Origin of the sequence: Stenotrophomonas sp. Ps181, from assembly GCF_025697425.1 — a bacterium.
Taxonomy (GTDB): Bacteria; Pseudomonadota; Gammaproteobacteria; order Xanthomonadales; family Xanthomonadaceae; genus Stenotrophomonas; species Stenotrophomonas sepilia.
In genome coordinates this window covers 208,417-229,967 of sequence record NZ_JAHWBI010000007.1, presented here as the reverse complement: position 1 = coordinate 229,967, position 21,551 = coordinate 208,417, and the positions used below count along the sequence as shown (strand labels likewise).

Genomic DNA, 21,551 nt, shown 5'->3' with positions numbered 1-21,551 from the left:
AGCGCTGTGGAACCACCCGATCCCATCCCGAACTCGGAAGTGAAACGCAGCTGCGCCGATGGTAGTGTGGCTCAAGCCATGCGAGAGTAGGTCATCGCCAGGGTTTATACCCAAAACCCCGCTGCTCATGCAGCGGGGTTTTTCTTATTAAGTGAAGGCATTGCTTTTCTGGATATCTTCCGCCCAAGGGCAAGATCGCGAAGCTGGCGCTGCAAGCGCTGCTGCAACCGTCTCCCTGGTGAAATTAGCGCTGTGGAACCACCCGATCCCATCCCGAACTCGGAAGTGAAACGCAGCTGCGCCGATGGTAGTGTGGCTCAAGCCATGCGAGAGTAGGTCATCGCCAGGGTTTACACCCCAAACCCCGCTGCCCGCGCAGCGGGGTTTTTCTTTGGGCGCAGTAATACAGGTAGTGCCGGCCGCTGGCCGGCAACCCGATGGCGTTACATCGCCCGGTTGATCCACGCCATGCGTGGATGCCCTCCGCGAGGAAGCATGGCGCCAACAAAGGTTGGCCGCTACCAATCGATTGCCGGCCAGCGGCCCGCACTACCGGCAGATCCACACCAGCCGTGGATGAGCCGCCGACGGTACGCGAAAGAAAAGCGGCGCCCCGTGGGGGCGCCGCTCTGCTCTCAACAGTGCTCAGTCGGGCATGGCCCGACTTTACTTGGCCGGGGCCTTGTCCTTCATCATCGCGTCGCGGGCGGCCTTGAACGGGTTGCCTGCATACCAGTTCGGCCAACGATCACCACCGGCCAATTCCTTGCCCACGCCGTACATCAGCTGCAGGTCTTCAACGGTGCCGTCCAGTTTCCAGGTGGCCGCGTCGAACTCGTCCTTCGGGCCATGGTAGCGGTTGGCGCCGTAGTCCGCTGCAGCCTTGCGGCCCGCTTCCACGCCCCCCTCGCGCAGGTCCTCGCCGCCATCGGCGTACAGGGCCGGCACACCGGCCTTGGCGAAGTTGAAGTGATCCGAACGGAAGTAGAAGCCGCTTTGCACCGCGGTCTCACCGTGCAGCGTACGGTCCTGGGCGGCGGCCAACGGCTTGAGGATGTCCTCCAGCTCCGAGCTGCCGAAGCCGGTGACGGTCACGTCCTTGGCACGGCCGGCCACCGACATCGCATCGATGTTGATCACACCGGCGATCTTGTCCAGCGGGAAGGTCGGATGGGCGACGTAGTACTTCGAGCCCAGCAGGCCGGATTCTTCCAGGGTCACGGCCAGGAACACCACCGAACGCTCCGGCTTCGGGTCCTGGTGGGCCATGGCTTCGGCCACTTCGAGAATGCCGGCCACGCCGGTCGCGTTGTCGACGGCGCCGTTGTAGATGTTGTCGCCGGTTTCACCCTCATGCTTGCCCAGGTGGTCCCAGTGCGCCATGTACAGCACGGCCTCGTCGGCACGCTTGCTGCCCGGCAGCACGCCGACCACGTTGCGCGACTGCTTCTGGGCGATCTGGCTCTTCAGGTCGACCGCTGCGGTGGCCTTCAGCGGCACCGGCTTGAAACCGCGCTTGCTGGCGTCCTTGTAGGCCTGCGCCAGATCCAGGCCGGCACCGGCGAACAGTGCCTTGGCTGCGTCGGCGCTCAGCCAGCCCTGCACCGGGATACGCGCTTCCGGATCGTCCTTCGCCGGCAGGTCGTACTGCGGGCCAGCCCAGGAATTCTTCACCACGTCCCAGCCGTAGGAGGCGCCGGCGGTATCGTGCACGATCAGCGCGGCGGCGGCGCCCTTGCGGGCGGCTTCCTCGAACTTGTAGGTCCAGCGGCCGTAGTAGGTCATGCGCTTGCCGTCGAACAGCTTCTCGTCCTCGACGTGGAAGCCCGGGTCGTTGACGAACATCACGACCGTCTTGCCCTTCCAGTCCTGGCCGGCGTAGTCGTTCCACTTCTGTTCCGGTGCGTCGACGCCATAGCCAACGAACACCAGGTCGCTGGCATCGACCTTTACCTCGGCCTGGCCGGTGCGGGTACCCACCACCATGTCGGTGCCGAACTTCAGCTCGGTGGTCTTGCCGCCCTGGGTGATCTTCAGCACGGTCGATTCGTCGGCCGTGGTCTCGGTCATCGGCACATCCTGGAACCAGCTGTCGCCGTTGCCGGGCTGCAGGCCGATGCGCTGCATCTGGTCGCGGATGTAGTTGACCGTCAGCTCTTCGCCCTTGCTGCCCGGAGCGCGGCCTTCGAACTCATCCGAGGCCAGCGTCTTGACCATCTCGGCGAAGTCGCCGGCATTGATCTCCGGGGAGAACGAATGGGCGGCCGGCTTCGCCGCAGCGGTGTCGGTGGCCGGCGCGGCGGCGGGCGTGTTTTCGCCTTTGCAGGCACTGAGCGCGGCCGCGGCGGCCAGGCACAGGAGGAGTTTGCGGGGCATCGTCGATTCCTGGAGAACAAAGGGCGGCCGCACCTGATGCGCGACCAGTAACAGTGAGTATCACCGAACCGGCAGGTCCGGCGGGTTCAGTCCGCCGGGGCGGTTTCGGTGTCGAACGGGATTGGCTCGGCGCCGGTCACCGGGCCGATGCGCGCGGAGCGATGCACGTACAGCACCACTTCGCGTTCGAACTGCAGGGGGCCGTTGACTACCGCATTCGGGCCGATGATCACGCGCGGCTTGCGGCTGGCGGTCAGCGAGACACTGAAGTTCGGCTTGCGCACATGCACACCGCCGTTGACCTGCGAACCGATGCCGACGGTGATGTCACCGTTGACGGTCTCGACGTCCTTGCCGACGCGGCTCTCGACCAGGCCGATGCCGCCGTTCACGGTCTCGACGCCGCCTTCGATCTGGCTGCCGCGATCAGTGAAGATGCTGCCGTTGACGGTGCTGACGCCGCCACTGGCGATCACTTCACGACCCAGGCGCACACCGCCGTTGACCGTTTCGATCTTGCCGGTGCGCGCGCGGTCGGCGACCTTCACCCCGCCGTTGACGGTGTCGATGCTGCCGGTCTCGACGCCTTCGCCGACGCGGATGCCGCCGTTGACGGTGTCCAGCTTGCCGTAGCGTTGACCGGGTTCGGCGCTGATGCTGCCGTTGACCTTGCTGATGTTCTCCTGCGCACAGACCGGCCCGGTGGCCAGCAGTACGCCCAACAGCAGCGGAATGGAACGAGTTTTCATGGCGACCTCGATGGATGTGCGGCTGGCAGGCCGCGTGCGGAGATGTCACCATTCCCCGGTAGCCCCCGCAACTGCCTGAAGTCACTGGAAAGCCCTTGCGCGACAATGCCTTCCCATCACGCCGACATCACATCGCCGCTGCCCGCGGCGGTCGCTGCCTGCTGCTGGGGCTGACGTTGGCGCTGGCCCTGCCGCTGCCGCTGCCCAGCGGTGCGCAGACCACCCGCGAGACCGAGCGCAAGCTGCAGAAACTGCGTACCGAACTGAAGGGCGTGGCGCAGGAGCGACGGCAGATCGAGGGCCAGCGCGGGCAGGCATCGCAACAGCTGCGCGAGGCCGACGAGAAGGTCGCCCGCACCGGCCGTGCCCTTGCGCAGACGGAAGCCGCGCTGCGCGAGCAGGGCCGCGCCCTGGCCGAAGCCGAGCAGCGCCGCAGCACGCTGCAGGGCAACCTGGCCCAGCAGCACCGCGAACTGGCCGGGCTGTTGCGCGCGGCGTATCAGCTGGGCAACCACGCACCGCTGAAGCTGCTGCTGTCGCAGGACACGGTGGCTGATGCCAACCGCGCCCTGGCCTACCATCGCTACCTGCAGCGCGAGCGTGCGCAGCGGATCACCACGCTGACCGCCGACCTGAAGGAACTGGAAGCGCTGCAGGCGCAGATCGCTGAGCGCAAGCAGAAGCTGCAGGGGACGCAGCAGGACCAGAAACAGCAGGCAGCCGCCCTGGAAGCGGACCGCCGCGATCGCGCAAAGACCGTTGCCTCGCTGGAAGAGCGCTTCAAGGACCAGCGCGAGAAGGAACAGGCACTGGGCCAGGACGCCAAGGCACTGGAAACGCTGCTGGCCAACCTGCGTGCCGCTGCCGCGCGGGCCGAAGCCGAGCGGCGCGCCGCTGCACGCCGGGCCGCCGCCGAGAAAGCCGCTGCCGAGCGCGCCGCACGCCAGGCCGCCGCGCAGGGCCGTCCACCGCCGCCCACCAAGGTTCCACCTGCGGTGGCGTCGGCACCGGCGCCGAAGGTCGGCGGCCTGGGCTGGCCGTTGTCCGGCAACCTGCTGGCCCGCTATGGCGGCAAGCTGCCCGATGGGCGCACCAGCAGCGGTGTGCTGATCGGCGCGCCGGCCGGCAGCACGGTCACGGCCGTGGCCGATGGCACCGTGGTGTTCTCCGACTGGATGACCGGCTACGGCATGATCCTGATCGTCGACCACGGCAACGGCTACATGAGCCTTTACGCGCATAACGACACCCTGCTGAAGGATGCTGGCGCGCGGGTCAGCCGCGGCGATGCGGTGGCCAAGGTCGGCAATTCCGGCGGCCAGGGCGTCACCGCGCTGTACTTCGAGCTGCGCCGTGGCGGGCAGCCGGTCAATCCGGACAGCTGGCTGCAGCGGCGCTGAATCCCGGCCCGCCGGATGCGGGCTGGATTCAACGGGAATTTAGCTGTGCTTCGCGCATAATCGGTGCATGTGCCTTGGGCACCATGCCACCGTCGACAGGAGTGATCCATGCGCGCAGCCCGTACCGCCACCCTCTTGCTGGCCCTGTTGCCAGCGCTGTCCTGGGCGCAGCAGACCGCGCCCGCCCCGAGCCAGGAAACCAGCGGGCAGGCAGCGAACAGCGAGGAGGCGGTGACCTCGAAGGTGCCGCTGGAGGACATCCGCCGTTTCGTGGCCGTGTACAACGCGGTGCGCGCCGCCTATGTCGACCCGGTCGATGACAAGAAGCTGATGCAGTCGGCCGTGCGTGGCCTGCTGCTCGACCTTGATCCGCACAGCACCTACTTCAACAAGGAAGATGCGCAGGCCTTCGACGAGCAGGCCAACGGTGCCTACGAGGGCATCGGCGTGGAGCTGCAGCAGCAGCCGGACAACGCCAGCATGAAGGTGATCGCGCCGATCGACGACACGCCGGCAGCCAAGGCCGGCATCCTTGCCGGCGATTTGATCATCGCCATCGACGGCAAGCCGATCAGTGCGATCGATGCGAGTGAACCGCTGCGCGGCCCGGCCGGCAGCAAGGTGGTGCTGACCATCGTGCGTGACGGCAAGCCGAAGCCGTTCGATGTCAGCCTGACCCGCCAGACCATCCGCGTGACCAGCGTGCGCAGCCGCCTGCTCGAGCCGGGCTATGGCTATATCCGCCTGAGCACCTTCCAGGCCGATACCGGCTCGGACTTCCAGAAGCACGTGCAGCAGCTGCAGAAGCAGTCCGGTGGCCAGCTCAAGGGCCTGGTGCTGGATCTGCGCAGCAACCCGGGTGGCCTGCTGACGGCCGCCGTGCAGGTAGCCGACGATCTGCTCGACAAGGGCAACATCGTCAGCACCCGTGGCCGCATCAGTATCAGCGATGCCCGGTTCGACGCGACCCCAGGCGACCTGCTGAAGGGCGCACCGGTGGTTGTGCTGGCCGATGCCGGTTCGGCCAGTGCCTCGGAAGTACTCGCCGGCGCGCTGCGCGACAACAAGCGCGCCCGCGTGGTGGGCAGCCGCACCTTCGGCAAGGGCTCGGTGCAGACCGTGCTGCCGCTGGACAACGGTGATTCGGTGAAGCTGACCACCGCGCGCTATTACACGCCCAGCGGCAAGTCGATCCAGGCCACCGGCATCGTGCCGGATGTTGAGTTGAAGCCCGCCGCTACGTCGGCGGAGGATGCCCTGCCGGCCAGCCTGAGCGATTACAGCGAAGCCACCCTGCCAGGCCATCTGCGCGGCGACGACGAAGGCACCGAGGGCTACCACGCCGGTGCGGTGCTGCCGGGCGACGGCCCGATCAACGACGCGCTGGCCGAGCTGAAGAACCCAGGTTCGGTGGCCGCACGGCTGAAGGCCGAAGCCGAGAAGGCGGATGCCACCAAGGCCGCGAAGGCCGCTGCGGCGAAGCCGGAAGCGAAGGTCGAACCTAAGCCGGAAGCAAAGCCGGAAGCAAAGCCCGCGCCGGCCCCGGCCAAGCCTTGATTCTGTAGAGTCGAGCCATGCTCGACTGATCTACGAACGAGCGGGGGAGCGTGGAGCCGGCCAGCGGCCGGCACTACCTGGGCGGTCAGAAGCCGTGGCGCTTGCGCAGTCGGCGGGCGATGGCCGCACGCACGTAGACCCCGTACACGACGCCGAACACGAAGCCACCGATGTGCGCCCACCAGGCCACCATGCCGAAGCTTGGGCCGATGTGGGCGAACACCACCTGCAGCGCCGCCCAGACGCCGATCAGCAGGTACGCCGGGGCGCGCACGAACTCCAGGAACAGGCCGAGCGGGATCACCACGCCCAGCCGGGCGCCCGGGAACAGGGCCAGATAGGCGCCGATCAGGGCCGACACTGCGCCGCTGGCGCCGATGATGATCTGGTCCGGGCTGCCCATGGTGTAGATCGCCACCAGGTTCGACACTGCGCCGCCGACGAGGAACAGCAGCAGCAGGCGCCACGGCCCCAGCACCCGCTCGGCGGGCAGGCCGAAGATCAGCAGGAACACCAGGTTGCCCAGCAGATGTGACCAGTCGGCGTGCAGGAACAGCGCGGTGAACAGGCGCAGCACGCTGCCGTCCTGCAGCGTCGCCCACCAGTCCAGCGGGTGGGTCAGGCCGGTGGACAGGGCGCCCCAGTCCAGCCAGAGGCTGCCGCGGGCATCGTCCGGGCGCGAGATCGACCACAGGAACGCCAGCCATAGTGCCGCAAACAGCACGGGCGTGGCCCAGCGCAGGGCCGCCTTCTTGCGGGACGGGAGCGAGACGAACATGCCAATAGCCTAGCGTGCGGCCACTTTCGGTGGGGACGGTCCTGTTCAGCTTTTGAGACGAAAAAACCGCCTGCGCTGTTATTGTTTCATTAACAGCTCTGGGTAATACTCGCATACGGCGTCGTATGTCGGGAGGGGAATCCGGCGCGCTCCGATGGGTCCCAGGACCCGGCGGGCGCAGGCGCACTCAGAGCACCATCACCGCTTACCGGAGAGAGAACTACGATGCAAACCGCTTCCACCATTGCCCGACTGACCCTGCTGGCCGTCGGCGTTGCCGGTGCGCTGGCCGCCGCCGATGCCAATGCTGCCGCCTTCCAGCTGAAGGAAAACAGCGCCAAGGGCCTGGGCCGCGCGTTCGCCGGCTCCACCTCGACCGAAGGTGACGCCTCGGTCATCGCCACCAACCCGGCCTCCATGCGCCTGCTCGACGGCACCCTGGTCCAGGGCGACGTCAGCGCCATCAGCTTCGGCGCCAAGTTCCGCGGCCAGGGCCAGTACGGCAACGGCGCGCCGATTTCCGGTGGCAACGGCGGCGACGCCGGCATGATCGCCCCGGTTCCGGCCGCGTACTTCCACGTGCCGTTCGGCGAGAACGACAACATGCACTTCGGTGCTTCGCTGACCGTGCCGTTCGGCTTCAAGACCGAATACGACCGCGACTGGGTTGGCCGCTACAACGGCGTCAAGACCGAGCTGCAGGCCATCGACCTGGGCGTGGCGTTCTCCTATGACGTCAACCCGTACCTGTCGTTCGGTGCGTCGGTGTTCGCCGAGCGCCTGAACGTCGACCTGACCAGCGCTGTCGACACCGGCACCGCGATCAACGCCACGGCCCAGCGCACCGCTGCGGCGCGTGTGCTGGCTGCAGGCGGCACCGCAGCCCAGGCTGCGGCGGCCTCGCAGGCCGCTGCACGCCAGGCCGCCCAGCTCGGCTTCTCGCCGGGCACCGCCGATGGCTACCTGCGCATCAAGGGCGACGAAGTGTCGGTCGGCTACACCCTGGGCATGACGGTCACCCCGGTGGAAGGCACCAACATCGCCTTCAGCTACCGCTCGAAGGTCGAGCACAAGATCACCGACGGCAAGGCCGACTTCACCATCCCGCAGAACGCGGCCGCCTTCCTGGCCACTGCCGCCCCGGGTACCTTCATCGACAGCAACGGCCGCGCCACCATCACCCTGCCGGCCAGCGCCACCGTGGGCTTCACCCACCGCGTGAACGACCAGTGGCAGATCATGGCCGAGGTCACGCGCACGGCGTGGAGCAAGTTCGACCAGGTCACGGTCGACTATGACTCCAACCAGCCGGACAGCGTGCTGCCGTTCCACTACCGCGACACCACCTTCGCGTCGATCGGTACCGATTTCCGCGTGAACGACAAGCTGACCCTGCGTGGCGGCCTGGCCTACGACCAGACCCCGACCACCGACGCCCACCGCGACGTGCGCGTGCCGGACACCACCCGCAAGTGGCTGTCGCTGGGCCTGACCTACGCCGCTTCGGACAAGATGGAATACAGCGTGGGCTACACCCACCTGTTCACCAAGGATCCGAACATCACCTCGACCTCGGCCACTGCCAACACCGTGACCGGCAAGTACAAGGTCAGCGGCGACGTGCTGGCGGCGTCGATGCAGTACAAGTTCTGATCCGGGCGATTGCCTGAAGCAGTACGAGGGGAGCCCCGCGCAAGCGGGGCTTTCTTTTTGCGGAGGGTATCCACGCATGGCGTGGATCTACTGGTCCGACGACGCAGGGCGCGGATCTGCGCGACAATGGCGCGATGAACCTGTCCGACCCGAACTTCCAGCTGGAGCTGGCCGCCAACATCGCCGTCGCCGGCTCGATCCTGCTGGCCGGCCGCAACAACGTGCACACCTGGTGGCTGGGCATCGTCGGCTGTGCCTTGTTTGCTGCCGTGTTCGAACGATCGCATCTGTATGCGGACATGGTGCTGCAGTTCTTCTTCATCGCCATCAGCGTGCTGGGCTGGTGGCAGTGGCTGCGTGGTGACCATGGCGCGCCGTTGCCGATCACTTCATTGCGGCCGCGCGCCTGGGCCTGGCTGGCGCCGCTGGCGGTGGTGGCCACGTTCGGCTACGGCTGGATGCTGACCCGCCTGACCAATGCCTATGCGCCGTATATCGATTCGGCGGTGCTGGTGTTGAGTGTGATCGCGCAGATCCTGATGATGCGGCGCAAGCTGGAATCGTGGTGGGTGTGGCTGCTGGTGAACACCGTGGCGGTGCCGCTGTACTACAGCCGTGGCCTGCATCTGACCTCGATCCTGTACGTGGGCTTCTGGATCAACGCGCTGGTGGCACTGCGCCATTGGCGGCACCTGATGCGGGACGAGGCCAGGGCGGCCAATGCCGCTGCCTGAGCGCGTTGCACGCGGCCTGGTGGCGGGCAAGTTCTGCCCGATGCATCTCGGCCATGAACGACTGATCGACTTCGCCGCCACGCGCTGCCAGCAGCTGCTGGTGATCGGCTGGTCGCAGCCGGGCTTTGCCGGCTACAGCGCTGCTCGCCGCGAACGCTGGTTGCGTGCGCGCTTCCCCCGGGCAACGGTGGCGGTGCTGGATGATGCGCGGCTGGCAGCCCTGTGTGCCGAACATGGCGTGCCGCCACGCGCGTTGCCGCACGACAGCGACAGCGAGCAAGTGCAGCGCATGTTCACCGCCTGGCTGTGCCAGCACCTGTTCGGTGGCGCGGTGCAGGCGGTATTCACCGGCGAGGACTACGGTGACGGCTTCGCGCAGGCGCTGGCCACGCACTTCGGTGCGCCGGTACGCCATGAGCGGCTCGAACGCGCATTGGACGCCGGGCAGGCGTGCGGCACCGAGCTGCGCGCCGATCCGCACGCGCACCGCCATGGTCTCGCACCGGAGGTGTACGCCGGATACGTGCAGCGCGTGGCCTTCATTGGTGGCGAGTCCAGTGGCAAGACCACACTGGCGCGGGTGATGGCCGAGCGTCTGCAGACTGTCTGGGTGCCGGAGTATGGCCGCACGCTGTGGGAGCAGCAGGGCGGCAAACTGCTGCCCCAGGATCTGCTTCGCATCGCAATGGCCCAGCCTCAGCATGAAGACAAGGTTGCGCGGCGGGCGCATCGCTGGCTGTTCTGCGATACCACACCGCTGGTGACGCTGGGCTACAGCGGCTGGATGTTTGGCACGGCGCCGCAGCCGCTGCGGCAAGCGGCAAGACGACGCTACGACCTGCTGTTCCTGTGCGCGCCGGATATTCCGTTTGACCAGGATGGCACGCGCGTGGGCGAAGCCTTCCGGGCGCGGCAGCATGCGTGGTACCTGGAGCAGCTGCAGGCAGAGGGTGTCGAGCACGTGCTGCTGGAAGGCGATCTGGAGACGCGCATCGCACGCGTGCAGGGCGAGCTGGCGAAGCGGGCGGACAATCGGTTCAGTGTGGCCCAGCCTCTGTAAAGCACCAGAAAAGCCGAGCATGGGCCCGGCGCTACAGGAAGCAACGCATAAAAAACCCCGCGTTCGCGGGGTTTTTTGTTTACTGCATCAAGCAGGCGATCAGTCGCCCAGGGTCAGCAGCGAGGCGTTGCCGCCGGCGGCGGTGGTGTTCACCGTCACCGTCTTTTCGGTGGCAAAGCGCAGCAGGTAGTGCGGGCCGCCGGCCTTCGGGCCGGTGCCGGACAGGCCCTGGCCGCCGAACGGCTGCACGCCGACCACTGCACCGATCTGGTTGCGGTTGACGTACACGTTGCCGACGTGGACGCCGTTGCTGATGCGGTCAACGGTTTCGTCGATGCGCGAATGCACGCCCAGGGTCAGGCCGTAGCCGGTAGCGTTGATCTGGTCGATCACCGCGTCGAGCTGGTCGCCCTTCCAGCGGATCACGTGCAGGACCGGACCGAAGACTTCCTTCTGCAGCTGGCCCAGGTCCTTCAGTTCATACGCGCGCGGTGCGAAGAAGGTGCCGTTGGCGGTTTCGGCGGACAGCTCGGCGGCGGCGATCAGGCGCGCTTCGCGGTCCATGCGTTCGGCGTGGTCCTGCAGGATCTTCAGCGCGTCGGCATCGATCACCGGGCCGACGTCGGTGGACAGCAGGCCCGGGTTGCCGACCTTCAGCTCCTTCATCGCGCCGGCCAGCATGGTCATCACCTTGTCAGCGATGTCGTCCTGCACGAACAGCACGCGCGCGGCCGAGCAACGCTGGCCGGCGGAGGTGAAGGCCGAACCGATCGCGTCCTTGACCAGCTGTTCCGGCAGTGCCGAGGAGTCGGCGATGAAGGCGTTCTGGCCACCGGTCTCGGCGATCAGCACGCCGATGGCGGCGTCACGCGCGGCCATCGCACGGTTGATCGCACGGGCGGTCTCGGTGGAGCCGGTGAAGGCCACGCCGGCCACGCGCGGGTCGGCGGTCAGCGCCGCACCCACGGTGGCGCCGTCGCCCGGCAGGAACTGCACCACCTCGGCCGGCACGCCGGCATCGTGCAGCAGCTTCACCGCGTAGTAGCCGATCAGGTTGGTCTGCTCGGCCGGCTTGGCGATGACGCTGTTGCCGGCGGCCAGTGCGGCGGCGACCTGGCCCAGGAAGATCGCCAGCGGGAAGTTCCACGGGCTGATGCAGACGAACACGCCGCGGCCGTGCAGCTGCAGCTCGTTGGATTCACCGGTCGGGCTGGGCAGCTTCTCGGCGTGGCTGAACTGCTCGCGCGCCTGCTTGGCGTAGTAGCGCAGGAAATCCACGGCTTCGCGCACTTCGGCGATGCTGTCGGGCAGGCTCTTGCCGGCTTCCTTCACGCACAGTGCCATGAACTCCGGCATGCGCGCTTCCAGCTGGTCGGCGGCGTGTTCGAGGATGGCGGCGCGGCTGGCGGCCGGGGTGCGGTTCCAGGCCGGCTGTGCGGCCACGGCGTTGGCCAGGGCCTTCTGCACGGTGGCGGCATCGGCCGCCAGCCACTGGCCGACCACTTCGCGGGTGTCGGCCGGGTTGGTCACCGGCAGCGCGGCGCCGACCGGGTTGGCACCCGGTACCAGCGGCGAGGCCTGCCAGGGCTTCACGGCGGCGTTGAGCTGCTCGGCCAGGGCGCGCAGTTCGTTGTCGTTGGCGAGGTTGGCGCCCATGGAGTTCTTCCTGTCGTGGTTCTGGCTGCGCAGCAGGTCAACCGGCAGCGGGATCTTGGGATGCGGAATCGATTCGAACGAGGCGACCATCTCGACCGGATCGCGGATCAGGTCGGCGATCGGCACGCGCTCGTCGGTGATGCGGTTGACGAAGCTGGAGTTGGCGCCGTTCTCCAGCAGGCGGCGCACCAGGTACGGCAGCAGGTCTTCATGCGAACCGACCGGGGCGTACACGCGGCAGGGCAGGCCCAGGCGGTCGGCCGGCACCACTTCGGCATACAGGTCGTCGCCCATGCCATGCAGCTTCTGGTGCTCGTACACGCCGCCGTTGGCGATGCTGCGCACCGCCGCGATGGTGTGCGCGTTGTGCGTGGCGAACATCGGGTAGATCGCATCGGCATGGGTGAACAGCCGCTTGGCGCAGGCCAGGTAGGACACGTCGGTGTTCTGCTTGCGGGTGAACACCGGGTAGCCCGGATAGCCTTCGATCTGCGCGCGCTTGATCTCGGCATCCCAGTAGGCGCCCTTGACCAGGCGCACCTGCAGGCGGCGACCGGCGCGGCGCGCCATGTCGGCCAGGTGGTCGATCGTGTACGGCGTGCGCTTCTGGTAGGCCTGCACGACCACGCCGAAGCCGTCCCAGCCGGCCAGCGAGGCGTCGGAGAACACCTGCTCGATGATGTCCAGCGACAGTTCCAGGCGATCGGACTCTTCGGCGTCGACGGTGCAGCCGATGCCGTAGCTCTTGGCCAGCTGTGCCAGTTCCAGCACGCCCGGCACCAGGTCCTTCAGCACGCGCTCGCGCTTGGCGTGCTCGTAGCGTGGGTACAGCGCCGACAGCTTGATCGAGATGCCCGGCGCGTTGTTGACGTCGCCGTCCGGGCGGCCGCCGCGGGCCTTGTGATCGCCGCCGATGGCGTGGATCGCGCGACGGTAGTCTTCCAGGTAGCGCAGCGCGTCCTTCATGGTCAGCGCGCCTTCGCCCAGCATGTCGAAGGAGTAGCGGTAGCTGGCGTTGTCGCCCTTGTGCGAGCGCGACAGCGCTTCGCTGATGGTGCGGCCCATCACGAACTGGTGGCCCATGATCTTCATCGCCTGGCGCACGGCCAGGCGCACCACCGGCTCACCGACGCGGCCGACCAGGCGCTTGAATGCGCTGGGCGCATCGGCGCGCGTGGCGTCGTTCATCTGCACCAGCTTGCCGGTCAGCATCAGGCCCCAGGTGGAGGCGTTGACCAGCACCGAGTCGCTGCCGCCCAGATGCTTTTCCCAGTCGGCATCGGCCAGCTTGTCGCGGATCAGCTTGTCGGCAGTGTCCTGGTCCGGAATGCGCAGCAGCGCTTCGGCCACGCACATCAGCAGCACGCCTTCCTCGCTGCCCAGGTCGTACTGGCGCATGAAGGCTTCGATCGCGCCCTGGTCCTTGGCACGCACGCGCACGCGGCCGACCAGATCGGCGGCCAGCGCCTGCACCCTGGCCTGTTCCTCGGCGGGCAGGCGCGCCTGCGCCAGCAGCTCACGCACGTGGCTGGCCTCGTCCTTCAACCAGGCATCGGTGATGGCCTGGCGGAACGGGTTGGGGGGCGCCGGCAGTTCCGGCGACAGCAGCGCGCCCGGACGCGGGGCGTCGTGGGCGGCAGGGGAGGAGGAAGGTGCGTTCATGCCGGTCCGGCCAGTGGAAAACTTGGCGATTTTAATCATTTTTGCGGCCTTCGGAAGTGCCCTGCAGACACCTTCATGAAGGGCTGATAGCTACTAACGGTGGTGGATTCGGCGTGTTCAGCAAACCCGGCAAGATTTGTGCTGAATTCGTCATTCGCGCCGCCGACCTCATGCTGTGTTGCAGCATCGGAAAAAGTGTGAATGCACCCTTGCTACCGGCGAGAGGGCGGGGCTACCATCGAGACGTTTCCCGCGGCAGGAACGCGGTTGCGACATGATCGAGGTGCTTCCAGCTCCGGATGGGTCAGGTACGCAGCTGCGGCTGCGTCCCCCACGGGCGCTCGATGCCCGGCAGTTCGTCCTGTTGTTCACCGTGTTGTCGGGTGCGATGTGGCTGGTGTCCGCCCTCGGGTGGTGGGCCGGCAATGCATTCGCCCCCCTGTTCGCGCTGCTGTACAGCCTGGTGCTGGCGGCGGCGCTGCGTGCCTTGTGGCGCAGCGGTGAACGGCAGGAGGAGATCCGGGTAGTGCCGGGGTACGTGGAGGTCATCCCCGTACCCGGTGGATCGCCGGTGTTCCGGGCCCACCCGCACTGGGTGCGCCTGCTCACCGACGATGAGAGGGTCCGGCTGGCATCCAGCGGCCGGCAGGTGGAGGTGGGGAGTTTCCTCGCGCCGGCCGAACGCCAGACGCTCGCAGAGACACTTGAAAGCTTGCTCGCCGCCAGCGATGGCGGCAACCGACGACGCTAAGGGTCTAGGCAATGAAGCAAAGCAGCAGGTGGGGCACGAAGTGCGTGAACGCGGTCGCCGCGATGCTGGCGACCGGGGGACTGATTCCGGCGTCGGCCTGGGCCCAGGCGGCCGATCCCAAGCCGTGGCAGCTGAACATGGGCAAGGGGGTGACCCAGACCTCGCGCCTGGCCTGGGAATCGAACAACCTGTCGTTGATCATCTGCACGGTGATCGGCGTCATCGTGTTCGGGGCGATGGCCTACGCCATCTTCAAGTTCCGCAAATCCAAGGGCGCAGTCGCCGCCACCTTCAGCCACAACACCAAGGCCGAGATCATCTGGACGGTGATCCCGGTGATCATCCTGGTCGTGATGGCATGGCCGGCCACGGCCAACCTGATCAAGATGTACGACACCCGCGATGCCGAGATGACGGTCAAGGTCACCGGCTACCAGTGGATGTGGAAGTACGAATACCTCGGCGAGAACGTCACCTTCACCAGCCGCCTGGATCGCGAGTCCGACCGCGTGCGGCAGAGTGGCATCGTGCCGACCCGCGAAAGCCATCCGCATTACCTGCTGGACGTCGACAACCGGCTGGTGTTGCCGGTCGATACCAAGGTCCGCTTCGTCATCACTTCCGATGATGTGATCCACGCCTGGTGGGTGCCGGCGCTGGGCTGGAAGCAGGACGCGATCCCCGGCTTCATCAATGAAGCCTGGACCAGCATCGAGCAGCCCGGGGTGTATCGCGGCCAGTGCGCCGAGCTGTGCGGCAAGGACCACGGCTTCATGCCGATCGTGGTCGAGGCGGTGTCCAAGGAGGACTTCAAGCAGTGGCTGGCGCAGCGCAAGCCTGCACCGCCGGCCGAGCCCGCCCCCCCTGCGGCACCTGCAGAACCGGCTGCGCCTGCGGGCGAAGCACCGGCGGCACCGGCTGCTGCCGAAGCCGGCAGCGCACCTGCGGTTGCGGCCAGCGGCGCGTGATGTAAAGCCCGCGGCCGCTCGCGGCCGTGGTGACAACCGATTCTGAGAGGTGTTTTGCAATGGCGCACTCGGCAGTTGGGCACGACGATCACCATCACCACCAGAGTTTCTTCGAGCGTTGGTTCTTCTCGACCAACCACAAGGACATCGGCACGCTGTACCTGGGTTTCAGCTTCATCATGTTCATCATCGGCGCGGCGATGAGCGTGGTGATCCGCGCCGAGCTGGCGCAGCCGGGCCTGCAGTTCGTCAAGCCCGAGTTCTTCAACCAGATGACGACCGTGCATGCGCTGGTGATGATCTTCGGTGGCGTGATGCCGGCGTTCGTCGGTCTCGCCAACTGGATGATCCCGCTGCAGATCGGCGCGCCGGACATGGCGCTGCCGCGCATGAACAACTGGTCGTTCTGGCTGCTGCCGGTGGCCTTCAGCCTGCTGCTGCTGACGCTGTTCCTGCCCGGTGGTGCACCGGCCGGCGGCTGGACGCTGTACCCGCCGCTGTCGCTGCAGGGCGGCTACAACGTGGCCTTCAGCGTGTTCGCCATCCACGTGGCCGGTATCAGCTCGATCATGGGTGCGATCAACATCATCGCCACCGTGCTCAACATGCGCGCGCCGGGCATCGACCTGCTGAAGATGCCGATCTTCTGCTGGGCCTGGCTGATCACCGCCTTCCTGCTGATCGCGGTGATGCCGGTGCTGGCCGGTGCGGTGACCATGCTGCTGACCGACAAGTTCTTCGGCACCAGCTTCTTCAATGCCGCCGGTGGCGGTGACCCGGTGATGTACCAGCACATCTTCTGGTTCTTCGGCCATCCCGAGGTCTACATCATGATCCTGCCCGCCTTCGGCGTGGTCAGCGAGATCATCCCGACCTTCAGCCGCAAGCCGCTGTTCGGCTACCAGGCGATGGTGTACGCCACCGCCGCGATCGCGTTCCTGTCGTTCATCGTCTGGGCCCACCACATGTTCACCGTGGGCATGCCGCTGGGCGGCGAGATCTACTTCATGTTCGCCACCATGCTGATCTCGATCCCGACCGGGGTGAAGGTGTTCAACTGGGTCAGCACCATGTGGCGGGGCTCGCTGACGTTCGAGGCGCCAATGCTGTGGTCGGTGGCCTTCGTCATCCTGTTCACCATCGGTGGCTTCTCCGGCCTGATGCTGGCCATCGTGGCGGCCGACTTCCAGTACCACGACACCTACTTCGTGGTTGCGCATTTCCACTACGTGCTGGTGACCGGCGCAGTGTTCGCGCTGATCGCGGCGGTGTACTACTGGTGGCCGAAGTGGACCGGACGCATGTACAGCGAGAAGTGGGCCAAGGTGCACTTCTGGTGGTCGATCGTGTTCGTCAACCTGCTGTTCTTCCCGCAGCACTTCCTCGGCCTGGCCGGCATGCCGCGCCGCATTCCGGATTACAGCGTGGCGTTCGCCGACTGGAACCTGATCAGCTCGATCGGTGCGTTCGGCATGTTCGTCACGCCGTTCATGATGGCCGTGATCCTGCTGTCGTCGCTGCGCAACGGCGAGAAGGCCGAAGCGCGAAGCTGGGAAGGCGCGCGCGGGCTGGAGTGGACGCTGCCATCGCCGGCACCGGCGCACACCTTCACCACGCCGCCGACCATCCGTCCGGGGGATCTGGCGCATGACGACATCACGCATTGAGGTGGGGCATGCATAACGAGAGCCCACTGCAGACCTGTAGAGCCGAGCCATGCTCGGTGGATGAGAAGCAGCCGACCAGCGGTCGGCTCTACCAGGGCGGAAGCATCGAGCAGCAACGCAAGCGCGCCAGGCGCACGGCGATGTGGGTCGGCGCCATCGCGGTGCTGGTCTACGTCGGCTTCATCCTCAGCGGGGTGATCGGCCGATGAGCGAGGCACCGGCCAGCACGCCGTCACCCAGTGCCGGGCTGCCGCGCCTGATCGGCGTGGCAGTGGCGGTGTTCCTGCTGACCTTCTCGCTGGTGCCGCTGTACCGCATTGCCTGCGAAAAGGTATTCGGCGTGCGCCTGGAACGCGGCCCGGGTGGTGAAGCCAGTACGGGTGCTGCAGCTGGCAAGCGTACCGTGCGGGTGGAGTTCGATGGCGGCGTCAATTCGCGCCTGCCGTGGTCGTTCCATCCCGAGCAGCTGACCATGGATGTGGTGCCCGGCGAACTCAACGAGGCGCTGTACTTCGCCCGCAACGACAGCCAGCAGGCAGTCGTTGGCAGCGCGGTGCCTTCGGTGGCGCCGGCACGCGCATCGGGCTTCTTCAGCAAGACCGAGTGCTTCTGTTTCACCGCGCAGACGCTGCAGGCCGGCGAGAAGCGCGACATGCCGGTGCGCTTCATCGTCGATCCGGACCTGCCGCCGGAAATCAAGACGATCACCTTGTCCTACACCTTCTACCGCAACGACGCGTTGTCCGATCGGCTGCCCCCGGCCGCCACCTCGGACGGCGCGCACGCCGCACCCTGACCCGGATACCGACATGGCCCAGACACCGACCGACGCCAACGTGTACTTCGTCCCGGCCCAGAGCAAATGGCCGTTCGTGGGTTCCATCGCCATGATGGTGACCATGGTGGGCGTGGCCAGCTGGCTCAACGATGCCAGCTGGGGGCGCTGGACGTTCTACATCGGCATCGCGATGCTGGTGCTGACCCTGTTCTGGTGGTTCAGCGACGTGGTGCGCGAATCGCAGGCCGGCAACTACAACCACCAGGTCGATGGCTCGTTCCGGATGGGGATGATCTGGTTCATCTTCTCCGAGGTGATGTTCTTCGGTGCGTTCTTCGGTGCGCTGTTCTACACCCGCAACCTGGGCCTGTCGTGGCTCAGCGGCGAAGGCCGCGGGGTGATGACCAACGAGCTGCTCTGGCAGGGCTACTCCGCCGGATGGCCGACCAATGGCCCGGCGGCGATCGGTGGTGCCTTCCAGACGATCCCGGCGTGGGGCCTGCCGCTGATCAACACGCTGATCCTGCTCACCTCCGGCGTGACCCTGACCATCGCCCATCACGCGCTGAAGGCCGGCAACCGCCGCCAGCTGCTGATCTGGCTGGGCCTGACCGTGGTGCTCGGCCTCGGTTTCCTGACCCTGCAGGCGGAAGAGTACATCCACGCCTACAAGGAGCTGAACCTGACGCTGGGCTCGGGCATCTACGGTTCGACGTTCTTCATGCTGACCGGCTTCCACGGTGCGCACGTGCTGCTGGGCACGATCATGTTGATCGTGATGTGGCTGCGTTCGGCCAAGGGACACTTCACCCGCGACAACCATTTCGGTTTCGAAGCGGCCGCGTGGTATTGGCACTTCGTCGACGTGGTGTGGCTGATGCTGTTCCTGTTCGTCTACGTGCTTTGACCACGCACGCGTCGGTGGCCTCAGCCGCCGACGCCGTGCGGCTTGATCCAGCCCATGTAGATGCTCACGATCACCAGCAGGATCAACGCGACCGACACCGCGATGCGACGTGTCAGTGCGTTGACCGTGCGCTTGGTCTGGCCGCGGTCGACCAGCAGGTAGTACAGGCCGGCGCCCAGGTTCCAGACGATGACGATCAGAAACGCGATTACCAGCAGGGTCTTCAGCGAATCACTCATGCGCGGCTCGACGGCAGGGTGGATGTGCCTATCTGACCGCGTTTGCGCGGACTTGTCATGATGCGCCAGCACACACGCGTGATCGGATGGTTGCTGGCCGTGCTGGCGATGGCCGGTTTCACTGCATTGGGGCTGTGGCAGCTGCAGCGCATGCATGCCAAACAGTCAATGTTGGATGCGCAGGGGCCAGCGGTGGCACAGGCGCTGCCGCTGGCGCGGGCCCTGGCAGCCCCCGGCGCGCTGCACGGTGTGGCCGATCACGGTCGCTTCCTGCCTGGCCTGGTGCTGCTGGACAACCAGACCCGGCATGGCCGTGCCGGCGTAAAGATCTATCGCCCGTTCCGCAGTGACGACGGCAGCGTGCTGCTGGTCGATCTCGGCTGGCGCGCGCTGCCGCCGGATCGCACGCTGCCGGACATACCGGCGCCGCCTTCGCCGGTGGCGGTGCGCGGGTTGCTGGCGCCACCGCCTTCGGCGGGGCTGGTACTGGGTCCGCCGTTCTCCGCCACCGGTGAGGCCGGGCGCTGGCTGGCCAGCCGGTTGCCGGCCGAGGGCCTCGCCGCAGCGCTGGGCCTGCCAACGCTGCCCGAGCGGGTCCTGCGACTGGACCCGGCGCTGCCCTTCGGCGACGAACGCGACCTGGACCTGCTGCCGAACACGCTGCCGCCTCAGCGCCACCTGGGCTACGCGGTGCAGTGGTTCGGCCTGGCCCTGACCGTGCTGGTGGTGGCGCTGGTGCTGGAGCGGCGCCGGAGACGGCCCATCGCCGGGTAGTGCCGGCCGCTGGCCGGCAATCCCTCGGTTTCCTGGATGCCGGCCAGCGGCCGGCACTACCGGCATCCCTTACCCAACCATGAGAAAATGCCCCGCATGAACACTGCTACGTCCCCGCAGGCGCGCGGCTCCGGCCGCCGGACCCTGGTGCTGCTGTTTGCCGTGTTCTTCGGGGCGATGGCGCTGGCCGCGGTATTGCGCTTCTCCGGCTGGCAGCCGACCGGCCACCGCAATGCAGGACAGCTGCTGAAGCCGCCGGTCGATCTGCGCCAGCAGGCGCCGACCCTGGCCAATGGCCAGGCCTATCCGTGGAACCCTGAAACCCGCACCTGGCGCCTGCTGGTGGCGCCGGCCGGTGCCTGCGACGCGCAGTGCGTCACTTTGTCGCAGGGGCTGGGCAAGGTGTGGCAGCTGTTCGGCCATAACGCCGATAATGTCGAGATCCTGTGGCTGGGTACGCCACCGGCGTCGATCGCCTCGCTGCCCGCGCTGCGGCCGCTGGCTCCGTCGCCAGCCCTGCGTGCGGCGTTGCCGGGCGTCGATGATCCGGCGGGACTGCCGGTCTACGTGATCGATCCGAACGGCTTCGTGATCATGCGCCATGCCCCGGGTTCCGACCTCGGTGGCCTGCGCAAGGACATGGCCACGTTGCTGAAACTGAAGTGAGTCCCGTTTGATGAGCCTTTCCGCGCGTCCGGCGCTGCACCGCAATTTCCACCGCCTGGCGTGGTTCGCCATGATCATGACCGCGAGCACGATCATGTTCGGCGCGTTCGTACGCCTGTCCGATGCCGGCCTGAGCTGCCCGGACTGGCCGACCTGCTATGGCCAGGCCACCTGGCCGCAGCACGTGGAAGAGACCATCGGCCACCCGGCGGCGGAGATCCGGCCGCTGGAGACCCACAAGGCCTGGCGTGAGCAGGTGCACCGCTTCCTGGCTGGCGCGCTGGGCATCGAGATCCTGACCCTGGCCCTGCTGGCTACGCGCAAGCGCCGCTTTGGAACCACGGCAGTGGTGACCGCCTGCGTGCTGGTGGCCGCTGGCATACCGCTGTACATGATGGGCTGGCATGGCACCGCCAGCGCATTGGCCCTGATCGGCGAGGCGATCCTGCTGATCGCCGCGCTGCGCTGGAGCAACATCGACCTGGCACGCGCTGCACTGCTGACCCTGGCGGTGGTGATCTTCCAGGCCCTGCTGGGCATGTGGACGGTGACCCTGCTGCTCAAACCCATCGTGGTGATGGGCCATCTGCTGGGCGGCATGCTGATGTTCGCGCTGCTGGCCTGGATGGCCTGGCGTGCGACGCACATGCCGATCACCCTGGCCGAGGCACCGAAGCTGAAGTGGCTGCTGCGCATCGGCCTGGCGGTGCTGGTCACCCAGATCGCACTGGGCGGCTGGGTCAGTGCCAACTACGCGGCGCTGGCCTGCGGCGGCGGCAGTGCATCGCTGGACAACTTCCCGCGCTGTGCCAACCAGTGGTGGCCGCAGCACAACTTCGTCGAAGGCTTCACCCTGTGGCGTGGCATCGGCGTGGACTACGAAGGCGGCGTGCTGGATGGCGCCTCGCGTATCGCCATCCAGATGGCGCACCGCCTGTTCGCGGTGGTGGTGGCCATCTACCTGCTGTGGCTGGGCGTGCGCCTGTTCCGGTTGCCGAGCATGCGCGGCTGGGCCAGCGCGCTGATCGCGCTGCTGGTGCTGCAGGTCACCCTCGGCATCCTCAATGTGAAGCTGGCGCTGCCACTGGAAGTGGCCGTGGCCCACAACGGCGTGGCCGTTGCCCTGTTGTTCGTGCTGGTCAGCCTGCTGGCCCGCCTGCGCGCCCCGGACTGATT

The 21,551-nt window shown here is 67.0% G+C and carries 19 protein-coding genes and 2 rRNA genes; 16 read left to right on the top strand and 5 right to left on the bottom strand.

Annotated elements, in window-relative coordinates; genetic code table 11:
* Positions 1–103: ribosomal RNA gene (gene rrf, locus KXV01_RS17245) — 5S ribosomal RNA — on the top strand; the annotation flags it as partial.
* Positions 104–234: 131 nt separating this feature from the next.
* Positions 235–349: ribosomal RNA gene (gene rrf / locus KXV01_RS17240) — 5S ribosomal RNA — on the top strand.
* Between the two features lie 317 nt (positions 350–666).
* Here the strand turns inward: rrf (KXV01_RS17240) and KXV01_RS17235 are convergent.
* Positions 667–2,376: a M28 family metallopeptidase gene (locus tag KXV01_RS17235; protein ID WP_049411769.1), complete on the bottom strand. Its 1,710-nt coding sequence runs from the start codon at positions 2,374–2,376 to the stop codon at positions 667–669.
* 86 nt (positions 2,377–2,462) lie between these two features.
* Positions 2,463–3,125, bottom strand: a complete 663-nt coding sequence (locus KXV01_RS17230; protein WP_049411766.1) for a hypothetical protein — start codon at positions 3,123–3,125, stop codon at positions 2,463–2,465.
* Between the two features lie 95 nt (positions 3,126–3,220).
* Between KXV01_RS17230 and KXV01_RS17225 the strand changes: the two genes are divergently transcribed.
* Both KXV01_RS17225 and KXV01_RS17220 read left to right on the top strand, forming a co-directional pair.
* The gene (locus tag KXV01_RS17225) at positions 3,221–4,525 is read left to right on the top strand and encodes a peptidoglycan DD-metalloendopeptidase family protein (protein WP_111096695.1); all 1,305 of its coding nucleotides are present in this window, start codon (positions 3,221–3,223) and stop codon (positions 4,523–4,525) included.
* A 108-nt stretch (positions 4,526–4,633) separates the two neighbouring features.
* On the top strand, positions 4,634–6,082 hold the full coding sequence (locus KXV01_RS17220) for a S41 family peptidase (protein WP_164284394.1): 1,449 nt from the start codon (positions 4,634–4,636) through the stop codon (positions 6,080–6,082).
* A gap of 85 nt (positions 6,083–6,167) precedes the next feature.
* Here KXV01_RS17220 and KXV01_RS17215 read toward each other — a convergent pair whose 3' ends face one another.
* Positions 6,168–6,860 carry a rhomboid family intramembrane serine protease gene (locus KXV01_RS17215; RefSeq protein WP_019662230.1) on the bottom strand — a complete coding sequence of 231 codons (693 nt, stop codon included), beginning with the start codon at positions 6,858–6,860 and terminating at the stop codon, positions 6,168–6,170.
* Between the two features lie 225 nt (positions 6,861–7,085).
* Between KXV01_RS17215 and KXV01_RS17210 the strand changes: the two genes are divergently transcribed.
* The 3 genes from KXV01_RS17210 (at position 7,086) to KXV01_RS17200 (ending at position 10,307) form a co-directional block, all read left to right on the top strand.
* On the top strand, positions 7,086–8,513 hold the full coding sequence (locus tag KXV01_RS17210; protein ID WP_005414995.1) for an outer membrane protein transport protein: 1,428 nt from the start codon (positions 7,086–7,088) through the stop codon (positions 8,511–8,513).
* A gap of 134 nt (positions 8,514–8,647) precedes the next feature.
* Complete coding sequence (gene pnuC / locus KXV01_RS17205; RefSeq protein WP_049416799.1) at positions 8,648–9,247, top strand: nicotinamide riboside transporter PnuC; 600 nt, start codon at positions 8,648–8,650, stop codon at positions 9,245–9,247.
* A complete protein-coding gene (locus KXV01_RS17200) occupies positions 9,234–10,307 on the top strand; it encodes an AAA family ATPase (protein WP_164284392.1) in 1,074 nt (357 codons plus the stop codon). The genes pnuC and KXV01_RS17200 overlap by 14 nt, the downstream gene beginning before the upstream one ends.
* 99 nt (positions 10,308–10,406) lie before the next feature.
* Here KXV01_RS17200 and putA read toward each other — a convergent pair whose 3' ends face one another.
* Positions 10,407–13,625 (bottom strand): bifunctional proline dehydrogenase/L-glutamate gamma-semialdehyde dehydrogenase PutA, encoded by a 3,219-nt coding sequence (gene putA, locus KXV01_RS17195; RefSeq protein WP_263467967.1) that lies wholly within the window; start codon positions 13,623–13,625, stop codon positions 10,407–10,409.
* 274 nt (positions 13,626–13,899) lie between these two features.
* Between putA and KXV01_RS17190 the strand changes: the two genes are divergently transcribed.
* The 6 genes from KXV01_RS17190 to KXV01_RS17165 are packed head-to-tail and all read left to right on the top strand — an operon-like array spanning position 13,900 to position 18,696.
* Positions 13,900–14,376, top strand: coding sequence for a DUF2244 domain-containing protein (locus KXV01_RS17190; protein ID WP_049416793.1), 477 nt, complete (start codon positions 13,900–13,902; stop codon positions 14,374–14,376).
* An 11-nt stretch (positions 14,377–14,387) separates the two neighbouring features.
* Positions 14,388–15,344, top strand: coding sequence for a cytochrome c oxidase subunit II (gene coxB / locus KXV01_RS17185; protein WP_049416792.1), 957 nt, complete (start codon positions 14,388–14,390; stop codon positions 15,342–15,344).
* A gap of 59 nt (positions 15,345–15,403) precedes the next feature.
* Positions 15,404–17,011, top strand: a complete 1,608-nt coding sequence (ctaD, locus tag KXV01_RS17180; protein ID WP_049416790.1) for a cytochrome c oxidase subunit I — start codon at positions 15,404–15,406, stop codon at positions 17,009–17,011.
* Positions 17,012–17,019: 8 nt separating this feature from the next.
* Positions 17,020–17,220, top strand: a complete 201-nt coding sequence (locus tag KXV01_RS17175) for a hypothetical protein (RefSeq protein ID WP_049416786.1) — start codon at positions 17,020–17,022, stop codon at positions 17,218–17,220.
* Positions 17,217–17,807, top strand: coding sequence for a cytochrome c oxidase assembly protein (locus tag KXV01_RS17170; protein WP_049416784.1), 591 nt, complete (start codon positions 17,217–17,219; stop codon positions 17,805–17,807). The genes KXV01_RS17175 and KXV01_RS17170 overlap by 4 nt, the downstream gene beginning before the upstream one ends.
* Before the next feature lie 13 nt (positions 17,808–17,820).
* Positions 17,821–18,696 carry a cytochrome c oxidase subunit 3 gene (locus KXV01_RS17165; protein ID WP_005407793.1) on the top strand — a complete coding sequence of 292 codons (876 nt, stop codon included), beginning with the start codon at positions 17,821–17,823 and terminating at the stop codon, positions 18,694–18,696.
* 20 nt (positions 18,697–18,716) lie between these two features.
* Here KXV01_RS17165 and KXV01_RS17160 read toward each other — a convergent pair whose 3' ends face one another.
* Positions 18,717–18,935 carry a twin transmembrane helix small protein gene (locus KXV01_RS17160; RefSeq protein WP_005415003.1) on the bottom strand — a complete coding sequence of 73 codons (219 nt, stop codon included), beginning with the start codon at positions 18,933–18,935 and terminating at the stop codon, positions 18,717–18,719.
* Positions 18,936–18,992: 57 nt separating this feature from the next.
* Here KXV01_RS17160 and KXV01_RS17155 point away from each other — a divergent pair, with 57 nt between their 5' ends.
* The 3 genes from KXV01_RS17155 to KXV01_RS17145 all read left to right on the top strand — a co-directional run bounded on the left by KXV01_RS17155 (position 18,993) and on the right by KXV01_RS17145 (position 21,549).
* Positions 18,993–19,709 carry an SURF1 family protein gene (locus KXV01_RS17155; protein ID WP_100477425.1) on the top strand — a complete coding sequence of 239 codons (717 nt, stop codon included), beginning with the start codon at positions 18,993–18,995 and terminating at the stop codon, positions 19,707–19,709.
* Positions 19,710–19,805: 96 nt separating this feature from the next.
* Positions 19,806–20,375: a hypothetical protein gene (locus tag KXV01_RS17150; protein WP_049416777.1), complete on the top strand. Its 570-nt coding sequence runs from the start codon at positions 19,806–19,808 to the stop codon at positions 20,373–20,375.
* A 10-nt stretch (positions 20,376–20,385) separates the two neighbouring features.
* The gene (locus KXV01_RS17145) at positions 20,386–21,549 is read left to right on the top strand and encodes a COX15/CtaA family protein (protein WP_061480360.1); all 1,164 of its coding nucleotides are present in this window, start codon (positions 20,386–20,388) and stop codon (positions 21,547–21,549) included.
* Positions 21,550–21,551 lie beyond the last annotated feature (2 nt).